The sequence below is a fragment of the Vibrio sp. Makdt genome, from assembly GCF_027587015.1.
Taxonomy (GTDB): domain Bacteria; phylum Pseudomonadota; class Gammaproteobacteria; order Enterobacterales; family Vibrionaceae; genus Vibrio; species Vibrio chagasii_B.
This window is the reverse complement of record NZ_JAPPTH010000002.1, coordinates 1-23,666: the sequence shown is the minus strand read 5'-3', so window position 1 is coordinate 23,666 and position 23,666 is coordinate 1. Positions and strand designations below refer to the sequence as shown.

19 protein-coding genes are annotated in these 23,666 nt (G+C 43.5%); 9 read left to right on the top strand and 10 right to left on the bottom strand.

Features of this window, described 5'->3' with window-relative positions; translation table 11 throughout:
* Positions 1-149 precede the first annotated feature (149 nt).
* From OH460_RS02335 to OH460_RS02320, 4 genes are all read right to left on the bottom strand, one after another.
* The gene (locus tag OH460_RS02335; RefSeq protein ID WP_269994725.1) at positions 150-3,227 is read right to left on the bottom strand and encodes an efflux RND transporter permease subunit; all 3,078 of its coding nucleotides are present in this window, start codon (positions 3,225-3,227) and stop codon (positions 150-152) included.
* Positions 3,214-4,485 carry an efflux RND transporter periplasmic adaptor subunit gene (locus tag OH460_RS02330; protein WP_269994723.1) on the bottom strand — a complete coding sequence of 424 codons (1,272 nt, stop codon included), beginning with the start codon at positions 4,483-4,485 and terminating at the stop codon, positions 3,214-3,216. The genes OH460_RS02335 and OH460_RS02330 overlap by 14 nt, the downstream gene beginning before the upstream one ends.
* A 192-nt stretch (positions 4,486-4,677) precedes the next feature.
* The gene (locus OH460_RS02325; RefSeq protein WP_269994721.1) at positions 4,678-5,871 is read right to left on the bottom strand and encodes an outer membrane protein transport protein; all 1,194 of its coding nucleotides are present in this window, start codon (positions 5,869-5,871) and stop codon (positions 4,678-4,680) included.
* Positions 5,861-8,071 (bottom strand): lipase, encoded by a 2,211-nt coding sequence (locus OH460_RS02320; protein WP_269994719.1) that lies wholly within the window; start codon positions 8,069-8,071, stop codon positions 5,861-5,863. Before OH460_RS02320 ends, OH460_RS02325 begins: the two co-directional genes overlap by 11 nt.
* 395 nt (positions 8,072-8,466) lie before the next feature.
* Between OH460_RS02320 and OH460_RS02315 the strand changes: the two genes are divergently transcribed.
* From OH460_RS02315 to dcuC, 3 genes are all read left to right on the top strand, one after another.
* Positions 8,467-9,171, top strand: coding sequence for a winged helix-turn-helix domain-containing protein (locus OH460_RS02315; RefSeq protein ID WP_269994717.1), 705 nt, complete (start codon positions 8,467-8,469; stop codon positions 9,169-9,171).
* Complete coding sequence (locus OH460_RS02310; protein WP_128164492.1) at positions 9,164-9,670, top strand: hypothetical protein; 507 nt, start codon at positions 9,164-9,166, stop codon at positions 9,668-9,670. Before OH460_RS02315 ends, OH460_RS02310 begins: the two co-directional genes overlap by 8 nt.
* A 425-nt stretch (positions 9,671-10,095) precedes the next feature.
* Positions 10,096-11,463 (top strand): anaerobic C4-dicarboxylate transporter DcuC, encoded by a 1,368-nt coding sequence (dcuC, locus tag OH460_RS02305; protein ID WP_032498406.1) that lies wholly within the window; start codon positions 10,096-10,098, stop codon positions 11,461-11,463.
* A gap of 160 nt (positions 11,464-11,623) precedes the next feature.
* Here the strand turns inward: dcuC and OH460_RS02300 are convergent, their stop codons facing one another.
* Both OH460_RS02300 and narQ read right to left on the bottom strand, forming a co-directional pair.
* A complete protein-coding gene (locus OH460_RS02300; protein WP_269994713.1) occupies positions 11,624-12,256 on the bottom strand; it encodes a response regulator in 633 nt (210 codons plus the stop codon).
* Positions 12,243-13,973, bottom strand: a complete 1,731-nt coding sequence (gene narQ, locus OH460_RS02295; RefSeq protein WP_269994711.1) for a nitrate/nitrite two-component system sensor histidine kinase NarQ — start codon at positions 13,971-13,973, stop codon at positions 12,243-12,245. Before narQ ends, OH460_RS02300 begins: the two co-directional genes overlap by 14 nt.
* Before the next feature lie 253 nt (positions 13,974-14,226).
* Here narQ and napF point away from each other — a divergent pair, with 253 nt between their 5' ends.
* The 6 genes from napF to OH460_RS02265 all read left to right on the top strand — a co-directional run bounded on the left by napF (position 14,227) and on the right by OH460_RS02265 (position 18,842).
* Positions 14,227-14,706, top strand: coding sequence for a ferredoxin-type protein NapF (gene napF, locus OH460_RS02290; protein WP_269994709.1), 480 nt, complete (start codon positions 14,227-14,229; stop codon positions 14,704-14,706).
* Between the two features lie 22 nt (positions 14,707-14,728).
* Complete coding sequence (locus tag OH460_RS02285) at positions 14,729-15,034, top strand: chaperone NapD (RefSeq protein ID WP_017058194.1); 306 nt, start codon at positions 14,729-14,731, stop codon at positions 15,032-15,034.
* The gene (napA, locus tag OH460_RS02280; RefSeq protein ID WP_171730729.1) at positions 15,031-17,520 is read left to right on the top strand and encodes a periplasmic nitrate reductase subunit alpha; all 2,490 of its coding nucleotides are present in this window, start codon (positions 15,031-15,033) and stop codon (positions 17,518-17,520) included. The genes OH460_RS02285 and napA overlap by 4 nt, the downstream gene beginning before the upstream one ends.
* A gap of 109 nt (positions 17,521-17,629) precedes the next feature.
* The gene (locus tag OH460_RS02275; RefSeq protein WP_008219291.1) at positions 17,630-18,085 is read left to right on the top strand and encodes a nitrate reductase cytochrome c-type subunit; all 456 of its coding nucleotides are present in this window, start codon (positions 17,630-17,632) and stop codon (positions 18,083-18,085) included.
* Positions 18,086-18,114: 29 nt separating this feature from the next.
* Positions 18,115-18,693: a NapC/NirT family cytochrome c gene (locus OH460_RS02270; RefSeq protein WP_008219293.1), complete on the top strand. Its 579-nt coding sequence runs from the start codon at positions 18,115-18,117 to the stop codon at positions 18,691-18,693.
* Positions 18,694-18,704: 11 nt separating this feature from the next.
* Entirely contained in the window at positions 18,705-18,842 is a 138-nt protein-coding gene (locus tag OH460_RS02265; protein WP_008219295.1) for a TIGR02808 family protein, read from the top strand.
* A gap of 120 nt (positions 18,843-18,962) precedes the next feature.
* Here OH460_RS02265 and phaC read toward each other — a convergent pair whose 3' ends face one another.
* The 4 genes from phaC to OH460_RS02245 form a co-directional block, all read right to left on the bottom strand.
* Complete coding sequence (gene phaC, locus OH460_RS02260) at positions 18,963-20,789, bottom strand: class I poly(R)-hydroxyalkanoic acid synthase (RefSeq protein WP_186170616.1); 1,827 nt, start codon at positions 20,787-20,789, stop codon at positions 18,963-18,965.
* 75 nt (positions 20,790-20,864) lie between these two features.
* Positions 20,865-21,212, bottom strand: a complete 348-nt coding sequence (locus OH460_RS02255; RefSeq protein WP_008219299.1) for a phasin family protein — start codon at positions 21,210-21,212, stop codon at positions 20,865-20,867.
* A gap of 131 nt (positions 21,213-21,343) precedes the next feature.
* Positions 21,344-22,555 (bottom strand): acetyl-CoA C-acetyltransferase, encoded by a 1,212-nt coding sequence (locus tag OH460_RS02250; protein ID WP_269994698.1) that lies wholly within the window; start codon positions 22,553-22,555, stop codon positions 21,344-21,346.
* 25 nt (positions 22,556-22,580) lie between these two features.
* Positions 22,581-23,321 carry an SDR family oxidoreductase gene (locus OH460_RS02245; RefSeq protein ID WP_269994696.1) on the bottom strand — a complete coding sequence of 247 codons (741 nt, stop codon included), beginning with the start codon at positions 23,319-23,321 and terminating at the stop codon, positions 22,581-22,583.
* Positions 23,322-23,666 lie beyond the last annotated feature (345 nt).

Here is a 23,666-nt window from a genome sequence, read left to right as displayed (position 1 = left end):
CATTCTGATGAACTTCGCACCGTTCTAATCGGTTCGATTAGGATTAGCTCGTTCAGCGGCTAATACAGTAAATAACAAAGCGCCCACCATAATATTGGTGGGCGCTTTTTCGTATCTTAAATTACGTGAATTGTAATCGTTCAGCTGGATTATGCTGGCTTGGTTCTCAATCGAGTCAATACATCCATTTGCTTCAGGTTCGCCATACCAACATACGCGACAGGCACCAAAAACAATGAGAAGAAAGTTCCGACCGTTAAGCCGCCCACCAATACTAAACCGATGTTGATACGACCTAGAGAACCTGGACCATCAGCCAAAGCTAGCGGTAATGAACCTAGGATCATCGTCAGTGAGGTCATTAAAATAGGACGTAACCTTGAACGTGCGCTACTGACCGCGGCTTCTTTTGCACTGGCGCCTGATTTACGTTTCTCATTAGCAAACTCCACCAATAGAATACCGTGTTTCGTCACAAGGCCCACCAGCGTCAGTAAGCCGATCTTTGAATAGATGTTGAGGCTTTGACCAAACACCGATAACGTCAAAATCGCACCAACAATACACAGAGGAACGGTCAGCAAAATGATCATCGGGTCGACAAAGCTTTCAAACTGCGCCGCCAAAATCAAGAAGATGAAAACCAACGCCAGTACGAATAGCACCTGCGCACCTGCCGTAGAATCCACAAGGTCTTTGACAATACCGTTGAATTCGTAGCTCTGTGCTGGTTTCAATAAACTTGGTACCACGTCGTCGATATACGCTTTCACATCACTTGCGGTGTATCCCGGCATGAGGTCAGCTGTAATTTCAGCACTGTCTTGTCCCATGAAGGTCTTGAAGTTCGATTCCGATGTTACCTGTTTGATGGAGACAAACTGAGACAAAGGAAGCCTTTGTCCCGATTGTGAATCCACATACAATTTATCCAAGACTTTGAAATCTCCAAGATCCTTCAGATTCACTTGTACTTGGATTGGGTATGTATAGCCATCATCTGCTTGTAAATCGGCAGCTTTCACTGAACCCAAGAAAGTCGACAGCGCGTTAGTAACATTGCCGTAGTCCACACCAGATAACACAATCGCATTGCGGTCAATCGATAAGTCATAGCGCAGCTGGTCGCGTAACATTGAGTTTTTAACGTTAGTGACACCCTCATAATCCTCAAGAGCCTCCACCACTTTGCTCGCTGTTTCAGACAAAGCGCCGGTATCACGATTCACAGTTGTAAGTTCGAGAATCATGTTAGTCGCAATATTCAAGTTATCCGCTGAGCGAACCTTGAAAGACATACCATAAGCAGAGACTGAACTTTTCGCTTTGGCAATAAACTCATTCACTAATTCATCCGCAGACTGGTCACGCTCTCCCCATGGTTTTAGTAGGACGTGATTGGTCGGTGTACCTTCAATGTAAGACAGGTTGGCTTCAACTGATTCATCGCCTTTAAACACACTGTTTAACTGTTCGTTGTTATCAAGATGATATTGGCGACCAACACCCGTTGGTGGTGTTGAGGTCACCTCTACAAAGCCGGTATCTTCTGTTGGCAACAGAACTTGAGGCATCTTCCAAATGGCCAATGCAGACAACGCAATTAGCATTAAAGCGATACCGCTCATGAGTGCTTTACGGTCAAACCACTTACCAAGCTCCTTAGTGTATCGGTCAGACAGAACATTGAGCTTCACATCGACCTTTTGATACCACTTTGCAGGCGTCGAGACAGGCTTCATCAAGTAAGCGCTCATCATCGGTGAGAGCGTTAACGCGACAAACCCTGAAATGATCACAGCAGCTGCAAGTGTGAAAGCAAATTGCCTGAACAGATCGGCGGTTAAGCCAGCCATTAAGCCGATTGGCAAATAAACAACGGCCAAAGTCAATGTCATCGCAATAACGGGGAAGACGATCTCTCTACACCCTTTAATAGCAGCGTTGAATGGAGTTTCACCCTCTTCGATATGACGGTAACAGTTTTCCGCGACAACGATCGCATCATCAACCACCAGGCCAATCGCCAAAATGATCGCCAAGATTGTTAGGACATTGATGCTAAATCCAAGTAAATGCATCACTGCAAATACACCAATCACACACACAGGAATGGTAATAATCGGAATCGAAGCAACGCGAACAGAACCAAGGAAAAGAACAACGACGGCGGAAACAAGGACAATTGCCTCGACCAAAGTCATAAAGCCTTCATCAATAGCCGCTTTGATAAAGTCAGCTTGGTTATAAACCATTTTCATCTCGATGCCTTCAGGCAGTTGAGGCTGAATTAGGTCGATTTGCTTTTTAACTTTATTAGCAACCGTTACTGGGTTTTCGCTTTTAAGAGGCAAGACCTGAATCGACATCGCTAAGTTGTCGTCAACACGAAGAATACTTGGCGTTAGGCTTTCTTCTCCCATTTTGACTTCGGCGATATCGCCAATACGAATGATCTTTCCGTTATCGACACGTACCACTAAGTCTCGGACATCATCAACGCTGGTCACTTGATTAACCGGGTTAATAGAGAAATCTCGAACCTGACCTTTGATCGTACCCGCAGTAAATGTCGCATTGTAAGAACTCAGCGTACCTACCACATCTGAAGCACTCATGTTGAGCGCCATCATGCGATCAGGTTGAAGCCATACCCTCACCGCTTTTTGGCTACCACCGTATGGTCCCCAAATACCACCGACACCTTGAATATGTTTAAACTGAGGGACAACTTGTTGGCTAATGTAGTCGTACATATCTTGTTTAGACATTTTGCCAGTGTTCACAAACGTGATGATATTACTTGGCATACTGGTGTCTGATGAGTCATCGGTGACCGTTGGTTTATCGGTCATGCTCGGCGGGAAATCACTAATGGCTTCAACACTACTGCGAAGATTGTTCATCAGGCTTGTGTATTCAACGTCATCAACATCATCTTCGAAGATGATTTTTAAATTACAGGTGCCTTCCTGACAGTCCGTAGTCATGGTCTTTACGCTATCAAGACCTGTAGCAGCAGTAATTAATTTGTCCGCGACATTGCGCGACATAAACTCTGCACTTGCACCATTAATCGCAGCCGTTACTGTTGCTGAAGGTGTTTTGTGTTCAGGGAAATACTGAATCGATAGCTTCTGAAATGACAGCATGCCAATTAGTACGATGGCGATGCTCAACACTGAAGCAAAAACAGGATGCTTAATACAAATCTCAGGAAGCTTCATTCGGGCTCTCCTTCGTTATCGCTTCCTTGCTGTTTGATTGACTACTTTGCTCAGCAGTGACCTTAGTTTTGTTGACTGCACTTGGCTCTTCTTCTGAATTTTGTGAGCCGTCAGTCCAATCAACCGTCGGCTCTACAGGGTATTGTTCATCAGTTAGCGTTTCAGTGGTTTGTTCAACCGGTTCAGTTACCTTTTGAGGCATCAACTCTACTGTTTTTTGCTCAACATTCGGGTTCATGACCTTAACTAAAGAGGCTTTCTTAAGGTTCTGTTGTCCCGTAACCACCACGTTATCACCGAGCTGTAGCCCTTTTTCGACAATGACATATCCATCATTAGTATTTACACCGAGCTCAACGATTCGTTGTTCAATATTTTTTCCATTGACTACCCATACGAAACGTTCTGCATCTTTGGCTTGGACCGCGTTTTGAGAAACGACCATTTTCGTTGAGTCTTCACTGGTCATCTGACTCACCTTGGCAAACATGCCCGGAACCAAGCGGTGTTCTGGGTTGGTCACATGCGCGTGAACCTCGACTCGACCTGAGCTTTCATCAACCGCTGGGGCAATGTAGTCTACGACGCCAGAGAACGCTTCATCGGTAAATGCATCAACTTGGATTGATACATACTGTCCTAATTTTGCATTACCTAGGTCCGATTGCCCAATCGAATACTGGACTTCAACTGGATCAAGCTTGATCAAACTAACCAAGGCCGTTGAACTATCAATTTTGCTACCCACAGAGTGGTTGAAGTTTGTTAGCTGACCATCAAAAGGCGCCACCAATAGATAGTCATTCATTAGTGCCTCTTTCTGACGGAAGTCAGCGGCCGCAAGATTCGCTTGTTCTTTTAGCTCTTCAACATCTTGCTGAGACATCGAATCAGGTTGCTTTTTCAGTAGCTCTTGTACTCGCTTTAATTTTGATTTTGCTAGCGCTAACGAGCTTCTCGCTTTATCTAAATCAGCTTTTGCTTTGGTGTTATCTAGTTGAGCAATCAGCTCACCTTTTTTAACCGAATCTCCATCTTTGAAATGGATTTCGAGAATTTTATCGGAAGCGCTAAAGGTCAATGCAGCAGAATCTGTAGCTCTAATTTTGCCGACTTCGTTGATTGAAGAAGTGAATGCTTGTTTGTGAGCCTTTTCAATGGTCACTGGAATCAGGGGCGAGTCTTCGGCAAATGTGGGAGTGATATGTAAGGCAAACAGAGCCAAACAGATTGTTTTACTAAGCTTTGTAAATTTCATTTTTAATAACCATAACCGTCAAATTCATCTGAATTAAACGTTTTTCTAAGCAGCTATTTTTTACTTAATGAGCTTCCAGCTATTTAAATAATGCTAAAACAGCTAATAATGAGAATTGGGCTCAACTCACTGTCGAGCCCAGCAATGTTTATATGATTCCTAAAGTTTTCGTTCTAAACTCCAAAGTAAAAGTTAAAAACGATGTTGATATTGAACACCAAGTAAAACAGCGTCAGCGCTCACATCTGCAGTTATATTGGAACTCGTTCCTGGAATCGTCGTCAGGCTTTCGTCAATATTTTGTGATTCTCCGATAATAAAACCGATACCTACATCCACAGAGTTGTCTTCAGTGAAGTGGTATGTTCCACCAACAGTCACCCAGTGGCGGTTTACATCAGGTATCGATAAAGAGGTTAGCTCGTCGGTTGGAGAGATGTCGTACATGTAACCCGCTCGTAGCACGACATCTTTCGACATTGTGTAAGTACCACCCACCGATACATGCCCTGCATCTTTCCATTGATACTCTTTAATTGAGTCGTCATAAGAGTCTGAAGTCAGTGAATCAAACTCAGACCAATTCACCCATTGCAGGCTGTAATGGAATGCCCATTGCTCGTTAAGTTGATGCCAACCAGAAAACTCCAATGTATCTGGCAATGGCACATTCATGCTTTCAGCGGGTAGCCTACCTTTAGTAATATCCCCTTCAACTTCGATATCCGGGCTATATCGATAAGTAATACCAAACCTATTGTTTTCATTAACTTGGTAAGTAGCACCAACATTAGCGCCCAATCCAAAGCCATCAGCATCAACGTCTAGAAGGTTTTTTCTATGAATTTCGCCTTCCCCGTAGATGACATCTAGCCCTGCACCTAAATTGATCTTTTCAGATAGCTCGTAAGCGACAGCAAAACCTACATTAATACTCGATAACGCTGTTTTCCCACCAAACTCATCTGCTTCGAACGAATCATCAAACTCAACATCGGTACCGAAGTTAGAATGCACAGTGGCACCTAAGGTAAATTTAGAGCCTTGAATAGGATGAACATAGTGAAGGTTTGGAACCAATGTTCCCGCATCGAGAGATTGATCATCGAGCGTTTCTGTATCGCCTTTCATCGGCGTGTAACTCACATTAGAAACATCGATACCACTATCGATATAAACAGCACCTACAGACAACATAGGTCGTTCAATATATGCCATTGCAGCGCTGTTCTTAGCGACGATCGCAGCACTGTCCGCCATTACAGCGTCACCGGCAAACGCGCGACCTAAGCCAGTTGCAGACTGCGCGTTAAGTTGGAATCCAGCCGCGTTGGTCAAACAAGGAACAAGAGCAGCTGCAGTGCCCAATAAAAGTTTATTCTTCATTTTCAGGCACCTCTGTTTCGATATGATCTTCGTTATTGATGACGACGACAGCACCGTCACTCATTACCATTGAAGCAACAGCCACTTGCTGTGTGTCGACAGCTTCACGAACGTCAGACATATTTTCGCCTGGCGTTCCTGGCAAGCCGCTCTCGTCCATCGGCCCTTCGTATGGGAACAAATAGGTTCCATGTCCGCCGGTGGTTGTTCTTACCGCTCCACGTTTTTGTTCCATATTTTCTGATGTGCCTGTTATTGGGTCTAAGCCCAGTGCAACAATCAGAGGCTCAGTGCCTGTTCGAATATTGTCTGGAGCTGTGTTTGGAATGACGCTATCCGGAACGTAATCAACTCCTACATCGCAGGTTTCACCGCAATCTCCAACCGCTGCTAACAAAAGAGTTGGTTGCTGCGCTGTGACTTGGCGTGAGATGAAACTCGCCGGGTCCGCACTATCAATTGTTGTTTGAACACCCTGTTTAAGGTCGGTGACCACTAAGTTGAAAATGTCATCTTCTAACTGACTCACAAATAGTGCGTTGTCCGTAGACTGTGCAACAAACTCGCGTAGCGCCTCGATACACTCTTGATTCGTCGCTTCCGCGGTGCAGATATCGGGTATGACTGTTTCAGCGATACTGCGCTGAACATCTGGGGATTTTTTAACCCCTTCAGACATCTCTGGACCTAAAGTTTGAGAAGACAAAACCAGATTGGTTAGCCCTTGCCCTGGAACAACAAAGTTCACCGTGTTGAATTCAAAATTGGACTTAGTATCCGAGTGAAAATCACGGCTTGCTTGGCTAAACTCACTCACCATCACCGACATAATTCCACCCAGTGATTGTCCGATTAAATGAACCTTATCGTTGTCAACCCAACCTTCTTGGCTCAGCGCATAGCGTAAACCCAGAAAATCTGAAACCGATTGTTGGAGGTTAGAACGAAGCGCTAAAGGAGAATCAATATTGATGAAGAAAGCTTTGTCTGCTCGAGCACTAATTTCTACACCTTTCTCTGGCCCCTCACCATCTGGATCGGTATTGTCATAGCGCATTCGTTCCCCGTGATATGGCATATCAATCGCAACCACGGCATAGCCTTTAGTGGTGTAATCTTTTGCCATCAAAGATGCCGTACCACGCTCTGCAGTAACACCGTGAATAAATATAGCGGTCGGTAATTGTTCACCTTTATTCCAATCCCAGTTGTTTGGAACATAGATATCTGCGGTTATTTCTAGCTCTTCAGTTATCCGAGGTATAGGGTTATCCGCAGTAGGAAAGCCACCCGAAGTGTTGGTAATCCATTCGTAGAGCGGTGGACAATTTTCTTTAGGGTCAAATTCGTCAACGGTACACTCGGCTTCCCTTTCTTTTGTGAATGGTAAGTAAAATGGTATTTTTAGCGTCTTGTGATACAAGTCATAATCCGGTTTTAAGCCCGGGACTTTACTTCTAGTACCAATGAACGAACTACCAAATAGTTCGTGATTTTCCTTCATTGCATCTAAAGGAGAATATGAGCTCTGCGTTTTAAATTGAGCAGCATATACAGGAACACCCTTTTCTGGATAAAGTGCATAATATGAGTCAATAGCATTTATTACCTGCTCTTGAATATTCTCCTCTTTATTGCTTTGTAGCGGCGCACCTGAATATATCAATTCATCAAAACTAGAGTCTGCTTTTAAAGGCTCATCGAATTCAGTTTTTACCCCATCGGTGACAACAATAGAATAAGTCGTCCCCGCTTTTAACCCAGATTCACATTGAATTTTAATATTCGAACCATCGGCGGATATTTGGGTACCCACTTCCTCACCTGTTTCCCCATCAATTAATACAACATTCCCCGCTAAGGTTTCATTATTCAGTGGAAAACGCTTATCAGAATTAATGCTTTGTAATGGAATTAAAATAGGCTCCGCACAAAGTCCCCAGCCGTCTAAAGCCGCGTATGAGTTATTGTAATCCTGATAGTAGGCATCATTCATCGATGACATCGCGGCAGCGGGCTCACCGACTCCGGTAATGGTGCCATCGTCGTCGTACCCATATCCGTCGTTCGGTTTTGGTAGTTCATTAATGTTGTAAGGAACCAATACTGAAACAGGTTCTTGAGTCGAGTCTTCAGACTGACAGCCGAGTAAGGCAAGCGTAATTAGTCCACATAAATATGGCTTATTGAATTCTTTCAAAACAGCTCCTTCGTAGCTTTAGCATTAAACTGGTGTGGTCATGCGATTTATCATTATTAGAGTTGCCATTTGAGTCAGAGATAGACTCGATTTGTCGCAGAGAGCAGGCAACACGAAGTTGGAATGACACATTGATAGAACTACGTAAGAAATTTGAGCACTTAACCCACACCCACTAAATCAGCGTCACGTGCTAATGATCCAATAGCTGCTAACACCAAGCACCTTAAACCACATTAAACAACCTCAAAAAGGTATATAAGGAAATCTAATTAAGCCGATAAGAATCTAAAAATCAGCAACTTAAATATCAAAGACAACAAATTCAGCAAGTTTATATTTGTAACGGTATTTGTTATATTTAGGTTAGAACGCTTATAACAATGAGAACCCAAATGTCTGCTGAATTTATTATCAATGATGATATACAGGTCAATTTAGAAGAGAGTGAAATCCACCACTTTAAGACAGGACGTACATACCCTATTGGTTCTAATGAATCAGAGCTCCTTAAATTTTTCATCTCAAAACCTAACGAGGTGATCACACGACAAGTCCTGATTGAACAAGTTTGGGTGTCTAAAGGTATTTACGTTGAAGATGGAAGCCTGATGCAAACCATCTCAATCTGTAGGAAAGCACTAGAAGATAAGAGTGGAATGATCATTGTCACTGAACGTGGCAAAGGATATCGATTTGCAGGTCAAGTGACGCAAGATAAAGAAGGGGCACTTCGTAAGATTCAAGCGCAAGCAAAGCAAGATTCGCAACAATCATTAGAGACGACTCCGCAAGAAGAAACGGTACAAGAAACCACAACTCCTGCGAAAAAGAGCAGTAACATGCTGACATTGGTTGGGGTATTTATTGTGGTTGCCTTGTTATCCCACTATCTATTTTCTTACTTAGATAGAAATACCTTAGCTGAAAGCCTAACAGGGGAACATTTTATCTCTTGTAAAATAGAAACGGACGAGTTCACATTTAAAGAACTCTATAACGTAACGCTTTACGAATATAAGGGACGTAAGATCATCATCGATAATTCAGGAAAATCTTTGAGCTTCCCTAGCGAATTTAAAGGAGTTACTTGTGAATAAAGACAAACAAATATTCGTTATAGTTGCGCTATTGGGTATTTTAGTCGGATGGCTGACAACATTAATTCCTCAAACACACCTTAAAGGGCATTATTTAGCCAACACGGCATCGGTGGTCAATCCGCCCGATAAAATCATTTACAATCAGGCTTCGGTTAATATCGAATTTAAAAAGAATAACAGTTACGAGCTGCTTTATGTTTCTACTAAAGAAGCGGGCTTTACTTCATCAGGTACGTACACCGTTACTCAACATGATATTTCGTTAGACGAGACTCAACACGAGCAGATCATGCCTAATAGAGAACTCACGTTTTACGAAAAGGTGATGATCAGTGAAGGTTCTGTGCTCTCATCGGATGCTATGACTTATATTCCATTAAACGATGAAGAACTCTTGCTTGTAACTCAGCGTGGCATGATACATTTCTGCAAGAAAGTAATGTGTGCTGACCTGCCAGCCTATTCTAATTCGGAGCCTGAGTTGAACATCAATTAGATATCATCACTCTCTAACTAAACAATTCTTGTAGCCCCCTCCTATTACTGACGTTGAGTTTTCTTCAATCAACTCGACGTCAGTACATCAAAATACTCATTTACGGTGCCAAAAACACACCTTTCTAATCAATTACCTAGCACAACTTGTAAATCCAAACACTTTATAAATCCCAACCGTCATATGCAACCACACCACACAAAAGTGATCCAAGTTATATTCTAACGAACGATAAAATTTGTTTATTAACAACTAAACAACAGTAGTTAATCACGATTTACAACCACAATTAACATCAAAAAAAATGTTTGTCTTAGATCATATCAACCTCAACTATGCCTCGTGCCACAGTGCAGTTTTCTGTACATTCATTGTCATATTCTGAAATAGTTTCTTATATTTTTTTAAACTTTGTGGAGATTTCTATGTTAGAACTCTTGATCGGATTAGTGGTTACCGTCGCTGTTGGTTACTTTATTGTAAAAGGCTATAAGGCGGCGGGCGTATTACTAACAGCTGGCCTTGCTCTTCTTCTTATTACTGGCCTTATTGGTCACACAGTCTTACCAGCTAAGATAGCTTCAACAGGTAACATGGTTACCGATTCACTAGAATTCGTTAAATACATGCTTCAGTACCGTGGCGGCGGCCTAGGTATGCAAATCATGCTTCTTTGTGGTTTCGCCTCTTACATGACGCACATCGGTGCAAACAACGTGGTAGTGAAACAGTTCTCTAAGCCACTGTCTGTTATCAAATCTCCATACGCACTGCTTGTTGCTGCGTACATTGTAGCGTGTCTGATGTCTCTAGCAGTAAGTTCTGCAACGGGCCTTGGCGTGCTATTGATGGCTACCCTATTCCCAATGATGACGGCAATGGGTATTTCTCGCCCAGCTGCGGTTGCGGTATGTGCATCTCCGGCGGCTATCATTCTTTCACCAACATCGGGTGACGTAGTTATCGCTGCAGAGAAATCAGGTTTAGACCTAGACGTATTCGCGGTTCAAACGGTACTGCCAGTGTCAATCTGCGCAATCATCGTAATGGCTGCAGCGGCTTTCTTCTGGAACAAATACCTAGATAAGAAAGAAAACACGCCAATGGAAAAAGTTGATGTTTCTGAGATTGAAACAACAGCGCCTGCTTTCTATGCGGCTCTTCCTTTCCTACCTATCATCGGTGTTTTCCTATTCAACGGCCGTACCATTCCAGGGCTTAAGCTAGACATCTACACTATCGTAGTTGGCTCAATTTTCGTTGGTGCACTTGTTGATTACGTTGTGAAGAAATTCGACGGTGAAAAGACGCTAGAAGATCTAGATTCTTGTTACCAAGGTATGGCGGACGCATTTAAAGGCGTTGTAATGCTGTTAGTTGCGGCAGGTGTATTTGCTCAAGGCCTGATGTCTATCGGTGCGATTGATAACCTAATCGGTCTTGCTGAAGCAGCAGGCGCTGGCGGCATCGCATTAATGCTTATCCTCACAGGTCTAACGGTTGCTGCGGCAATTGCGACCGGTTCTGGTAATGCACCTTTCTATGCATTCGTTGAGCTTGCGCCTTCACTGGCTGCGAAGATGGGTCTAAACCCAGCGTTCCTTATTATCCCAATGCTTCAAGCATCAAACCTAGGTCGTACTATCTCTCCAGTATCTGGCGTAGTGGTAGCAACTTCAGGCATGGGTAAAATCAGTCCATTCGAAGTGGTAAAGCGTACCTCTGTACCAGTCATCTGCGGCCTTATCACAGTGATCTTCGGTACACTTGTTCTAGTACCAATGGCAGCTTAAGTCGTTAATAGTTATACAGATATATAATGCCTAAACAAAAAGGCGCTGAACTTAATAAGTTCAGCGCCTTTTTTAATATCACTCTGCAACACCTTTACAGCTATGGAGAGGCGGATTGAATAATACGGCTTGAAATAGTGTTATTTCAAAGGACCAAGCCCTACTTCATTTCACCATAGCGTTCTAGGTAAAGAACCGTTGCAGCTGTACGAGAAGGTACTTGCAGCTTTTTCAGCAAGCTCTTCATATGTACCTTAACTGTCGATTCAGAAATAAACAGGTGGTCCGCGATTTGCTTGTTACGGTAACCTTTCGCAACTTCTTGCAGGATCTGCATTTCACGTTCCGTCAATTGGTCAAAAATGTCGTTGCGGCTACCAGCGTCACTTAGGTAACGAGCAACTACACTACTGTATGCCTTGTCACCACCATGTGCTTGCTTTAGGAGTTCGATCAATTCATCAGGCTCGGTGTCTTTCAGCAAGTAACCATCAGCACCCGCTTTTACAATCGCTTCAATGTCTGCAGGGCTGTCAGAGACTGTCAGGATTACAATGTTTGCGCTAGAACCGTCAGTGCGAAGTGCTTTCAAGGTATCTAAACCAGACATGCCCTTCATATTTAGATCCAAAAGGATCAAATCAGGTTCTTCTTCATGAGCAAGAGCAACCGCTTCAGTGCCGTTACTTGCTTCTGCAATCACTTCGAATTCGCCTTCAAAGCTCAGTAATTGGCTTATACCTCTGCGCATCAATGGATGATCATCAACCAGCATTACTTTACAAATCGTCAACTTTAACTTCCTTCAAACTTTTATATTTCAATATGACTGTACAGCCTTCACCTTGCGCCGCTTCAATCGTCAAGTCGCCATTCAGTCTTGCCGCACGCTCCTGCATAATGCTCATCCCGTAGTGGTTCACCTTGGAACTACTTGAGTCAAAGCCATCTCCATTATCTTTTATCACGACTAATACTTCACCGTCCTCATCGATACAGCATACATCTATCAAGTCGGCATTGGCGTGTTTTATTGCATTTATTGTTGCTTCACGAATCAATTGAAGCAAGTGAACCTGACTATGCGCATCAAGCTCGATCGATGAGAGATTATTAGTGAGGTTAATCTTCGCATCGGTTCTCTCGCTGAGCTCCTCAAGCATGGTACTTAAGGCGTCTCCAAAGTTGCCCTCTTTAATGGTCAACCTAAATGTGGTGAGTAGCTCTCTTAACTGGGTATAAGCGTCGGCTAAGCCGTTTCCGATCTCAGACGCTATTTGTTCAGATTGCTCTCGGTGCTGTTGCTCTGGCAGTTTGCCAATCACACGCTTTAATAGTGTAACTTGGATTTTCAAGTACGACAGTGATTGAGCCAATGAATCGTGGAGTTCACGTGCAATCGTGGCACGCTCTTCCATGATAATAAGCTGTTCAGCTTTCTTTTGAGCACGATTGTAGTAGATCGCTCTCGATAGCAGTTGAATGAAGCTTTCGATCAGAGCTTTAGTTGAGTGCCCGTGGTGATACGAACAGTATAAATAGCCAAGAATAAGTTCGTTATCGTCGAGTTTCATCTCAAACTTTTCGTAGTCTAAATTCGAATCGTAACCTTCATCCATAATCAACGAACGGCCTGAGTTATCTAAAATCTCGAGCCTCAGTGATCCAACCCCTTCCAAGCTCACGAGATGCTGCAAGATAGCTCGGAAGTTTTCAGGAGCAATACGCGTAACCGTGAGCTCTTGTGACGAGTTATAAAGTGCCTGCAGCGACTGGTTCGCATTTTGCAGCTCAATCGTCTTGGCATCCACCACATCTTCAAGGTTTCGATAAAGCACGCCTAAATCTTTGGCCATCGAGTTGAAGGTTTTGGTCAAAATGCCCATTTCGTTGTTACTGGTCACTTTGAGTTCTACCTCGAAGTCGCTGTTTTTGATTCTTTGGCTCGCACCGACAAGAGCATGTAGCGGTTTAACAACCTGTTTACGTACAAAATGAACAACAAAAAGAGATATGACGAGAATTCCGCCCAAACCGATACCACCAGCCCACGCCAGTTTAATCAATTTGTCTTCTGAGAATTCTTGCAGTTTAAAAACAAATCCATCGATCTCAGTTACGAAGTTTTCAACCAACACGAGATAGTGTTTACGGTCTTCACTATTCAGAACGCGTTTCAATTCATGCCAACGGCCAATAATTAGGTAGTAGTCTTCTGTGATATCCGTCGGAACATCCCAACTCACCAATTTAGTCATCGAAGGCGAATAAAGTGAACTTTCAAACTCACGGATATGGGAATCGAAATCAACAGATTCTATTTGAATATCATGGGCTAAACGATAGCTTTGCATACGCATCGAACCGGCTACATTGACAGCCTCAGCATCGTTCAAGCTTGAAGCTAAGGTAAAGATAGCAAAGCCAGTAGTAGCAACGGACAACAGCAATATAGAGAGTAATGACTTAGCTATTGTACTAGTAACAGATGAGACCGGTTTTATAAGCAAACGTGACTTCCTATTGATATATAACTTGCTATTAGGCTCGTATTGTCACACATCAAAAATCATAGCTCCATTCAATATGTGATCACTCGCCTCGTAATTTATTGATCTATGACAATATATACCCCCAATTAGCCCTTAGGGGGTATTTATACAATTGTTTCTAAACCTACACTACTTGTGATGACAAATTACAAGATATTAATGAAATAATGACCTACAATTACAACATCTTAGCAACATCTAGGGGTTTTTAGTGGTAGATCTGTCAAAACGTCGTCTGTTTTCGAGGAAAAAAGTCGATTCAAGCCAAATTCGTTTGCCTTGGATTAATAACCTAGAGCGCTTTGTAGATGATTGCACTCGCTGCGGAAAATGCATCGAGAGTTGTGAGACTAAGATAATCATTGTAGGTGATGGTGGGTTCCCCACTGTCGATTTCTCTATCGATGAATGTACGTTCTGCTATCAATGTGCAGATGTTTGTCCGGAACCCATTTTTAAGCCAAAGCAAGGAGAGCCTTGGCAAGCAAAAGCACGTATTTCTGATAAGTGTTTAGCGCAACAAAATGTTGAATGCCGAAGCTGTGGTGACATGTGTGAACCTATGGCCATTCAATTTCAACTTAGAGCAGGCTGTGTTGCTCTACCAAAAATCGAGTTAGATGAGTGTAGCGGTTGTGGAGCCTGCGTAGCAGTTTGCCCTACTTCAGCTATTCTTGTGAGTAATGCATAAATAAAAATAACGAGAGCAATTTATGGCACTAAATGAAGTGCATATATCAAGTTTAGTCGTGCATGTGAGCCCAGAGCATCTCAATGAGATCAAAGCTGAGATCGAGCAATTCGATAACGCTGAAATCTACGGAGATAGCCCTGAAGGCAAAATCATCGTGGTCCTGGAAACCGAGAACCAAGGTTTTGTAACGGACACCATCGAAGCAATAAACAACATTAAGAACGTTTTAGGGACAGCTTTGGTTTATCACCAAATCGAAACTGGACTAGAAGAAACGGATTTAGAAACTGGAAGCAACAATTCTCAACTTGAGGGTGAAGTATGAAAATGACAAGACGTGCGTTTGTGAAAGCAAACGCAGCTGCATCAGCGGCAGCCGTTGCAGGTGTAACACTACCAGCAACAGCAACCAACCTGATTGCTAGCTCAGATCAAACAAAAATCACGTGGGATAAAGCGCCTTGTCGTTTTTGTGGTACGGGCTGTTCGGTACTAGTAGGTACTCAAAACGGCAAAGTGGTTGCGACTCAAGGCGACCCAGAAGCACCGGTAAACAAAGGCCTTAACTGTATCAAAGGCTACTTTCTTTCAAAAATCATGTACGGCAAAGACCGTCTAGAACAACCTCTTCTTCGTATGAAAGATGGCGAGTTCCATAAAGATGGTGATTTCGCACCAGTATCTTGGGACAAAGCGTTCGACGTGATGGCTGAGAAATGGAAAGCGTCTCTTAAGAAGAACGGCCCAACAGGTGTTGGTATGTTCGGTTCTGGTCAGTGGACCGTAATGGAAGGCTACGCAGCCGTTAAGATGATGAAAGCGGGTTTCCGTTCAAACAACATCGATCCAAACGCTCGTCACTGTATGGCTTCTGCGGTAGGTGCATTCATGCGTACCTTCGGTATCGATGAGCCAATGGGTTGTTACGATGACTTTGAACACGCAGACGCATTTGTACTGTGGGGTTCAAACATGGCAGAAATGCACCCAGTACTATGGACTCGTATTACAGACCGTCGTCTAAGCCACCCACACGTTCAAGTAAACGTACTATCTACGTACTACCACCGTTCTTTTGAGCTTGCTGACACTGGTTACATCTTCAACCCTCAGTCTGACCTTGCGATCGCTAACTTCATCGCAAACTACATCATTCAAAACGATGCGGTTAACTGGGACTTCGTAAACAAGCACACGCACTTCAAACAGGCAACAACTGACATTGGTTACGGCCTTCGTGATGATGATCCATTACAGAAAGCAGCGGCAAACCCTAACTCAGGTGCAATGACTGCAATCACTTTCGAAGAGTACAAAGCAGCAGTTGCAGAGTACACGGTAGAAAAAGCATCTGAAATGTCAGGCGTATCTGAAGAGAACCTGATCAAGCTTGCGAAGCAATACGCGGATCCAAACATCAAAGTAATGTCTCTATGGACAATGGGTATGAACCAACATACTCGTGGTGTATGGATGAACAGCCTTGTGTACAACATCCACCTTCTAACAGGTAAGATTTCTACTCCAGGTAACAGCCCATTCTCACTAACTGGCCAACCATCTGCATGTGGTACAGCTCGTGAAGTAGGTACGTTCTCTCACCGTCTACCTGCAGATATGGTGGTTGCTAACCCTAAACACCGTAAGATTGCAGAAGACATCTGGAAACTTCCAGAAGGCACTATCCCAGCAAAACCTGGTAAACACGCTGTTGCTCAAGACCGTGCATTAAAAGACGGTACGATCAACGCTTACTGGGTAATGTGTAACAACAACATGCAAGCTGGTCCAAACATCAACACTGAGCGTCTGCCTGGTTACCGTAACCCAGACAACTTCATTGTTTGTTCAGACCCGTACCCAACAGCAACAGCTCAAGCAGCTGATCTTATCCTTCCTACTGCAATGTGGATCGAAAAAGAAGGTGCTTACGGTAACGCAGAGCGCCGTACACAAGCTTGGTACCAACAAGTGAAAACAGTAGGTGAAGCTAAATCTGACCTATGGCAAATCATGGAGTTCTCGAAACGCTTCACTATTGAAGAAGTTTGGGGCGAAGAACTGGTTGCTAAAATGCCTGAGTACCGTGGCAAAACCATGTACGACGTGCTTTACAAAAACGGCAATGTTGATGCTTTCCCTCTGTCTGAAGCTCAAGAGCTTAACGATGATGCACAAGCACAAGGTTTCTACGTTCAAAAAGGTCTATTCGAAGAATACGCAGCCTTTGGTCGCGACCACGGTCACGATTTAGCACCATACGATACTTACCACAAAGTACGCGGCCTACGCTGGCCAGTTGTTGACGGTAAAGAAACACTATGGCGCTTTAAAGAAGGTTCAGATCCATACGCTAAGAAAGGTTCTGGTTGGGACTTCTACGGCAAGCCAGATGGTAAAGCACTGATCATCAATGCTCCATACGAAGCGCCACCTGAAGTACCAAACGATGAATACGATATGTGGCTATGTACAGGTCGTGTTCTTGAGCACTGGCACACAGGTACTATGACTCGTCGTGTACCAGAACTTTACAAGGCAGTACCGGATGCACTTTGTTACATGCACCCTGCTGACGCTAAAGCTCGTGGCCTACGCCGTGGTGATGAAGTTCTTATCGAAAACAAACGTGGTGAAGTTCGTGTGCGTGTTGAAACTCGCGGCCGTAACCGTCCACCACAAGGCTTGGTATTCGTACCGTTCTTTGATGCAAGAATTCTGATCAACAAGTTGATCTTGGATGCAACGGATCCTCTGTCTAAACAGACAGACTACAAGAAGTGTCCAGTTAAGATCACTAAAGTTGCTTAAGCCCTAGGCTTAGAGAAACGATCTTAAGTATTTAATATTGTGGCTGCTTTTTCACCATTTAGAAAAAGTAGCCCTCTCAAAGAATTAGCCTTTAGGCGGAGAAATTAACATGAAAAAACTGATTACTGCCCTACTATCAGCTGGTCTTTTGCTAGCTGGCGTGGCTCAAGCTGAGCTGGATAACCCAGGCGGCATTGGTGGCGTAGAGTCTTTACGTGGTGTAAGTGAACTTGAAGCAACGCGTGCAGCAGACGACTTCAAAAAGTACCCTCGCGACCAAGTGCTTGAGAGCGATTACGTATACCAACCACCATTGGTACCTCACAATATCCGTAGCTACGAAGTCTCTCTGAATGCAAACAAATGTCTGTCTTGCCACAGCTGGAAAAATGCGAAAGAGATGGGTGCAACAAAAATTAGTGTTACTCACTACATGAACCGTGAAGATGCAGTACTTGCTGACGTTTCACCTCGTCGTTACTTCTGTCTGCAGTGTCACGTTCCTCAAGCTAATGCGAAACCATTAGTAGAGAACGAGTTCAAACCTGTTGACTCACTACGCTAATCTTAGCCGTATTGTAGAGAGGCTATTATATGAAATTATTGAAAGCGTTTTGGAAAAGACTGACAACTCCAAGTAAAGCAGCCGTAGGCCTTGTACTTTTCTTGGGGTTCTCTGGTGGTCTTTTATTCTGGGGGGCATTTAACACGGGTATGGAAGCAACCAATACAGAAGAGTTCTGTTCTGGCTGTCACGCACCTATCGTTGAAGAGATCCAAGAGACGATTCACTACTCTAACCGTTCAGGCGTTCGTGCAATCTGTTCAGACTGTCACGTACCGCATGAGTGGACGGATAAGATTGTTCGTAAAGTTCAAGCATCAAAAGAGCTATATGCTCACTTTATTTCAAAGACGATTGATACGCCTGAGAAATTCAAAGAGCGTCGTCATCACTTAGCTGAGCGCGAATGGGCTCGATTGAAGAAGAACGATTCACTTGAGTGTCGTAACTGTCACCAGTTCGATTACATGGACTTCTCCGAACAGAGTCCTCGTAGTGCGAAACAACACTCAACAGCGCTGGCTTCTGGTGAGAAGACATGTGTAGACTGCCACAAAGGCATCGCACATAAACTACCAGACATGCATGGCGTTGAAGGCTGGCAATAAGGAGCAATTGAATGAGTACTTTAGAGAGCGTAATTTGGCATATCCTAGGTTACAGTGCTATGCCAGTTATCATTCTTGGTGGCTTCGTAGGTGTTGCAGCCGTGTCTCTTTGGATTTTATCTATGGGTAAAGACAAAGAAATCGATTAAGAATCGACATTACATCAACGCTATGAGTTATTCTTAAGATAGGTTGATACGAAAAAGCCACTGAATTCAGTGGCTTTTTTATTGTTTGACGTTCTGTACTTTCAAATACGTATACGTACTTTAGGCTTCACTTTCCGGTACGTCTTTCTCTGCGACTTCTGTATCAACGTTCTCTTTATCGACGATAGGAAGTACCTGTTTTACGTAGTTACCCGGCGCCTTGCCAATTACAGGGTGCAGCTCAGAACCTTGATTAAACGGTTCGATTTTCTCATCTGCTTCAAAGCCCTGCAGCCATTGATTCCAGTGAGTCCACCATGAGCCTTCATTGTGAGTCGCATTCGATAGCCACTCGTCTGCAGAATCATCCAAGTTATCGTTTAGCCAGAATCCGTACTTTTTCTTGTCTGGGTGATTAACAATGCCTGCAATATGACCAGACTCTCCAAGCACAAACGTTTTATTACCACCGGTATTCAGTGCGCCACGGTAAGTCCCCTGCCATAAGGCAATATGATCTTCTTTAGCCGAGATGAAGTAGCTTGGTATTTTGATCTTATTCAGGTCAATCCAGACACCGCCTACTTTCACGCCTTTGTCTTGAACAAGTTTATTCTCAAGATAGAGCTCACGCAGCAAGAAATTATGGCATTTAGCTGCAACGTTAGTGCTGTCACTGTTCCAGTACAACAGATCAAACTCCATTGGGCTGCTGCCTTTTAGGTAGTTATCAATGTAGTAGTTCCAGTACAGGCTGTTTTCACGAAGCAAACTGAATGTCACGCTTAATGAACGACCATCCATGAATCCTTTAGCATCGTTCTGTTTCTCAATGGCGTTAATGATCGTTTCATTGATATATGCGCCAACCTCTCCCGGCTGAGAGAAGTCTAATAGAGTCGTAAAGAAGGTCGCGGTTTTAATGCGTTTCTTCATTCTTTTAGCAGCATAGTAAGCGACCGTTGAAGCGAGAACAGTACCACCAATGCAGTAACCTGCAGCATTGATTTGCTCTTTACCCGTGATATCTTCAATTGCCGTCACGGCTTTCGCTACGCCTTCCGTGACATAGTCACCGAACTCTAAGTCTTTTTGCGCTTCACCTGGGTTGCGCCAAGACATCATGAAGACGCTGTGCCCTTGCTCAAGCAACCAACGAACCATTGAGTTCTTTTCACGAAGGTCGAGAATGTAGTACTTATTGATGAATGGAGGAACGATCAACAAAGGCGTCGCGTTCACCTGAGGTGTTTTTGGGTAGTATTGAATAAGCTCGAACAGATCATTTTGAAAAACGACATCACCTTCCGTGTTCGCAACATCAACACCTAATCGGAAGGCATTATTGTTGGTCATACGGATCTTTAGGATATCCGCGCTCGCTTCAACATCAGCTTGTAGCTGCTCAAGCCCATCTAGCAAGTTTTCACCATTGCGCTCAAGCGTTAGCTTCATCAACTCTGGGTTAGTCGCAATGAAGTTACTAGGAGAAAGAGCATTGATAGCCTGACGTGAAAAGAACGCCACACGTTCCTTGGTTTTCTCGTCTATGCCTTCGATTGAATTAATGGTGTCTATATAGCTTTTGCTGAATAACAAATAAGACTGCTTGATAAAGCTGTAAAACGGGTCATTTTTCCACGCTTCATCAATAAAGCGTTTATCACTGCGCTCTTCAGTAATGACGCTTTCGGTATTACCCATCAGTGCGGCATTTTGCCAAATCTTAAGTTGCTGTTCCCACCACTGGGATTGTAACTGAAGGAGAACGGCGGGTTGGTTAGCGGCTTGCTCGAAGATTTTTGACGCATCATCAAAATTCAACTCTTGCATCGCTTGATTTAGGGGAGATTGCGCGGCTTCCTTGTTTTGTTCAAAGTTTTCCCACCATTGCAGGTTTGTTTGTTGAAGTTTAACAAGGTAGTCCGAAAAGAAGTGTTGAAACATAACATGACTCCAATAATCGGAAAATCGCCACCGAGCCTCACAGTAAACACTGTGCTGACTCGATGGCGATTTTATTTATGCAGGTGTAACTGTTTTCAAGTTTTCAGTTGTTAGTGTTTCAACATCTTCTTTGAACTCTTTTGCCACAGCTTGAAGCTTAGCACTGTCACTCATCATCTGTTGAGAGAGTTGAGTTAACGCTGCTAGTTGCTGGCTGTTGAATGCCGTAAGGCTATTCACATCTTTAATTTCACTTACTGCTTTCATTTGAGCAAGACCCATATCCGTGTAAGTCTGCATCGCATTCATTTGCAATTCCGTCATTGTTTGAACGTTCTTTGCAACCAACTTGTTGAACTTGAAGTACGGTTCAAATTGCTTTTCAGTTTGGTCAGTAATCGTTTTAAAAATATCCGTGTACATAAGTAACTCCTGATGAATACATAGTGTAGTAAATTGGTACTGATATCGTTTCAGTTAAGGTGCGATGATTTGCTAACGCACCTGTAGACTGCAGCGATAAATTATTTAGCTTGCCAACGATACATCCGGCGTTAACCTTCAATACCCTTAAGCAGAACAGCGGTTCCCATTCCCCCACCGACGCAGAGTGAAGCAACGCCATAACTGGTCTTTTGCTCAAGCATTTCGTGGATGAGTGAAACAATGATTCGGTTGCCTGATGCTCCTAGAGGATGACCTAGAGCAATCGCGCCGCCGTTAACATTCACTTTTGGTTTAAAAGCGTCTAATGGCAGATCGTGCTGCTCAGAAAGCTGATACATCACACCAAGCGCTTGCGCCGCAAACGCTTCGTTTAATTCAAACAGATCAACTTGTTCAAGTGTTAAATCCGCTTTATCCAGCGCTTTAGACACAGCCTCTACTGGACCTAAGCCCATGATCTTTGGGTCTAGTCCAGACTGTGCGTAGCTTGTTAGCTCGACCAGTGGTGTCAGGCCGTATTTCGATACAGCACTCTCTGATGCCAAGATGATTGCACTCGCACCGTCATTGATACCTGAAGCGTTGCCCGCCGTTACAGTACCTTCACGGTCGAATGCAGGACGAAGCTTTTGCAAACCTTCGAACGTTGCATCCGCTTTCGGATATTCATCGGTATCAAAGGTGATGGTCTGTCTGCGCTGTTTCACTTCAACAGGCACAATTTGCTCAGCAAACTTACCCGCTTCAATTGCAGCTACCGCTTTTTGTTGGCTTTCTAGCGCGTAGTTGTCTTGAGCAAGACGCGAGATATTCAATGCATTCGCAATGTTCTCTGCTGTCACACCCATGTGGTAATGATTGAACGCATCCGTCAGACCATCGCCAACAAGCAGATCTTTCATCGAAATGTCGCCCATCTTGTGTCCGTTACGAATACTTGGTGGAACCACGAAAGGAATTTGAGACATCACTTCCACACCCGCGGCAACAACGACCTCTGCGTCTTGGGCTTTAATATGAGCAGCAGCATCCATGACTGACTTCATACCACTGCCACAGATCATGTTGACACCATAGGCTGGAGTCTCTTCAGGAAGCCCTGCGTAGATAGAAGCCTGACGTGCACCCCCCATGCCTTGCCCTGCTGAAATCACGTTACCTACGATCACTTCATCAATGACATCTAGGGGAAGATCTACTGAATCCAAAGCCCCTTTAATTGCGACGCCAGCTAACTCACCCGCGCTAACGTTTTTCAATGAACCCGTAAATGAACCAATTGGTGTGCGTTTCGCTGCAACAATAAATACTTTTTCCATTATTCAATTCCTGTCAGTTTCGCCATTAGTGCATGTACAAACCGCCATTTACAGACAAAGTCTCGCCTGTAATGTATGCACCAGACTCACTGGCTAGGAAACCAACCGCTTCGGCAATTTCCACAGGCGTTGCTAAACGTTTCATTGGGATTTGGTTCTTGATTGAATCCAATACTTCAGGCTTCATTTGCTCAATCATTGGCGTTGCAGTGTAGCCAGGGGCAATCACGTTCACTGTTACGCCACTGCGAGCGCCTTCTGCAGCTAAGGCTTTCGAGAAACCAATCATTCCCGCTTTAGCGGCCGAGTAATTAGTTTGTCCGAATTGACCTTTAAGACCGTTCACTGAAGAAATGTTGATCACTCGGCAGTTACCTTTCTCACACATAGGAGCGAATAGTGGCTGAGTCACGTTGAACAAACTGTTTAAGTTCGTTTCGATAACCTCTTTCCACGCTTCTGCGTTCATCTTTTTGAACACGCTATCACGTGTAATGCCGGCGTTATTGACGAGAACATCTATCGTTCCCTCTTCTTCTAACAACTTGCTTAGGCTCAATGCACATTCTTCAGTATTCGTGACATCCAATTCAAATAATCGCACTTGGTCTTCAGTAAATTTTTTCTCATTGAACCAATCCAATGCACACTGGTAGTTTCCAGTAAAGTACGTCGCAATCACACGATATCCGTCTGCGACTAACTTAGATGATATTGCCGATCCGATACCGCCCTTTGACCCTGTAATTAAAGCAAGTTTTTTCATTAATGGTTCCATCCCTTACAAGCAATTAAATAACAATGATGTTAATAAGATAATGTCTTATTAGATAATTAAACTTTCGTTTTGCTTTAATTAAACACTACCTATCAAAATCAAAATTTATTATTACAAACAGAAAATAATTTCTATTGATGTCTAGAAACCTGACTTGGATCTCAAAAATCATGAAATGTTGCGCACATGTAAAATCACAACAAGCCATTGATTTAAAAAAGATATTTTTAATATTGCTTGTATCAACAACACGATAAGTCACTGTAAAACCAAGATAAAAATATAATCCGAACCTTGTTTCAATAAGAATGCAATATTGAATTTACAATTTAT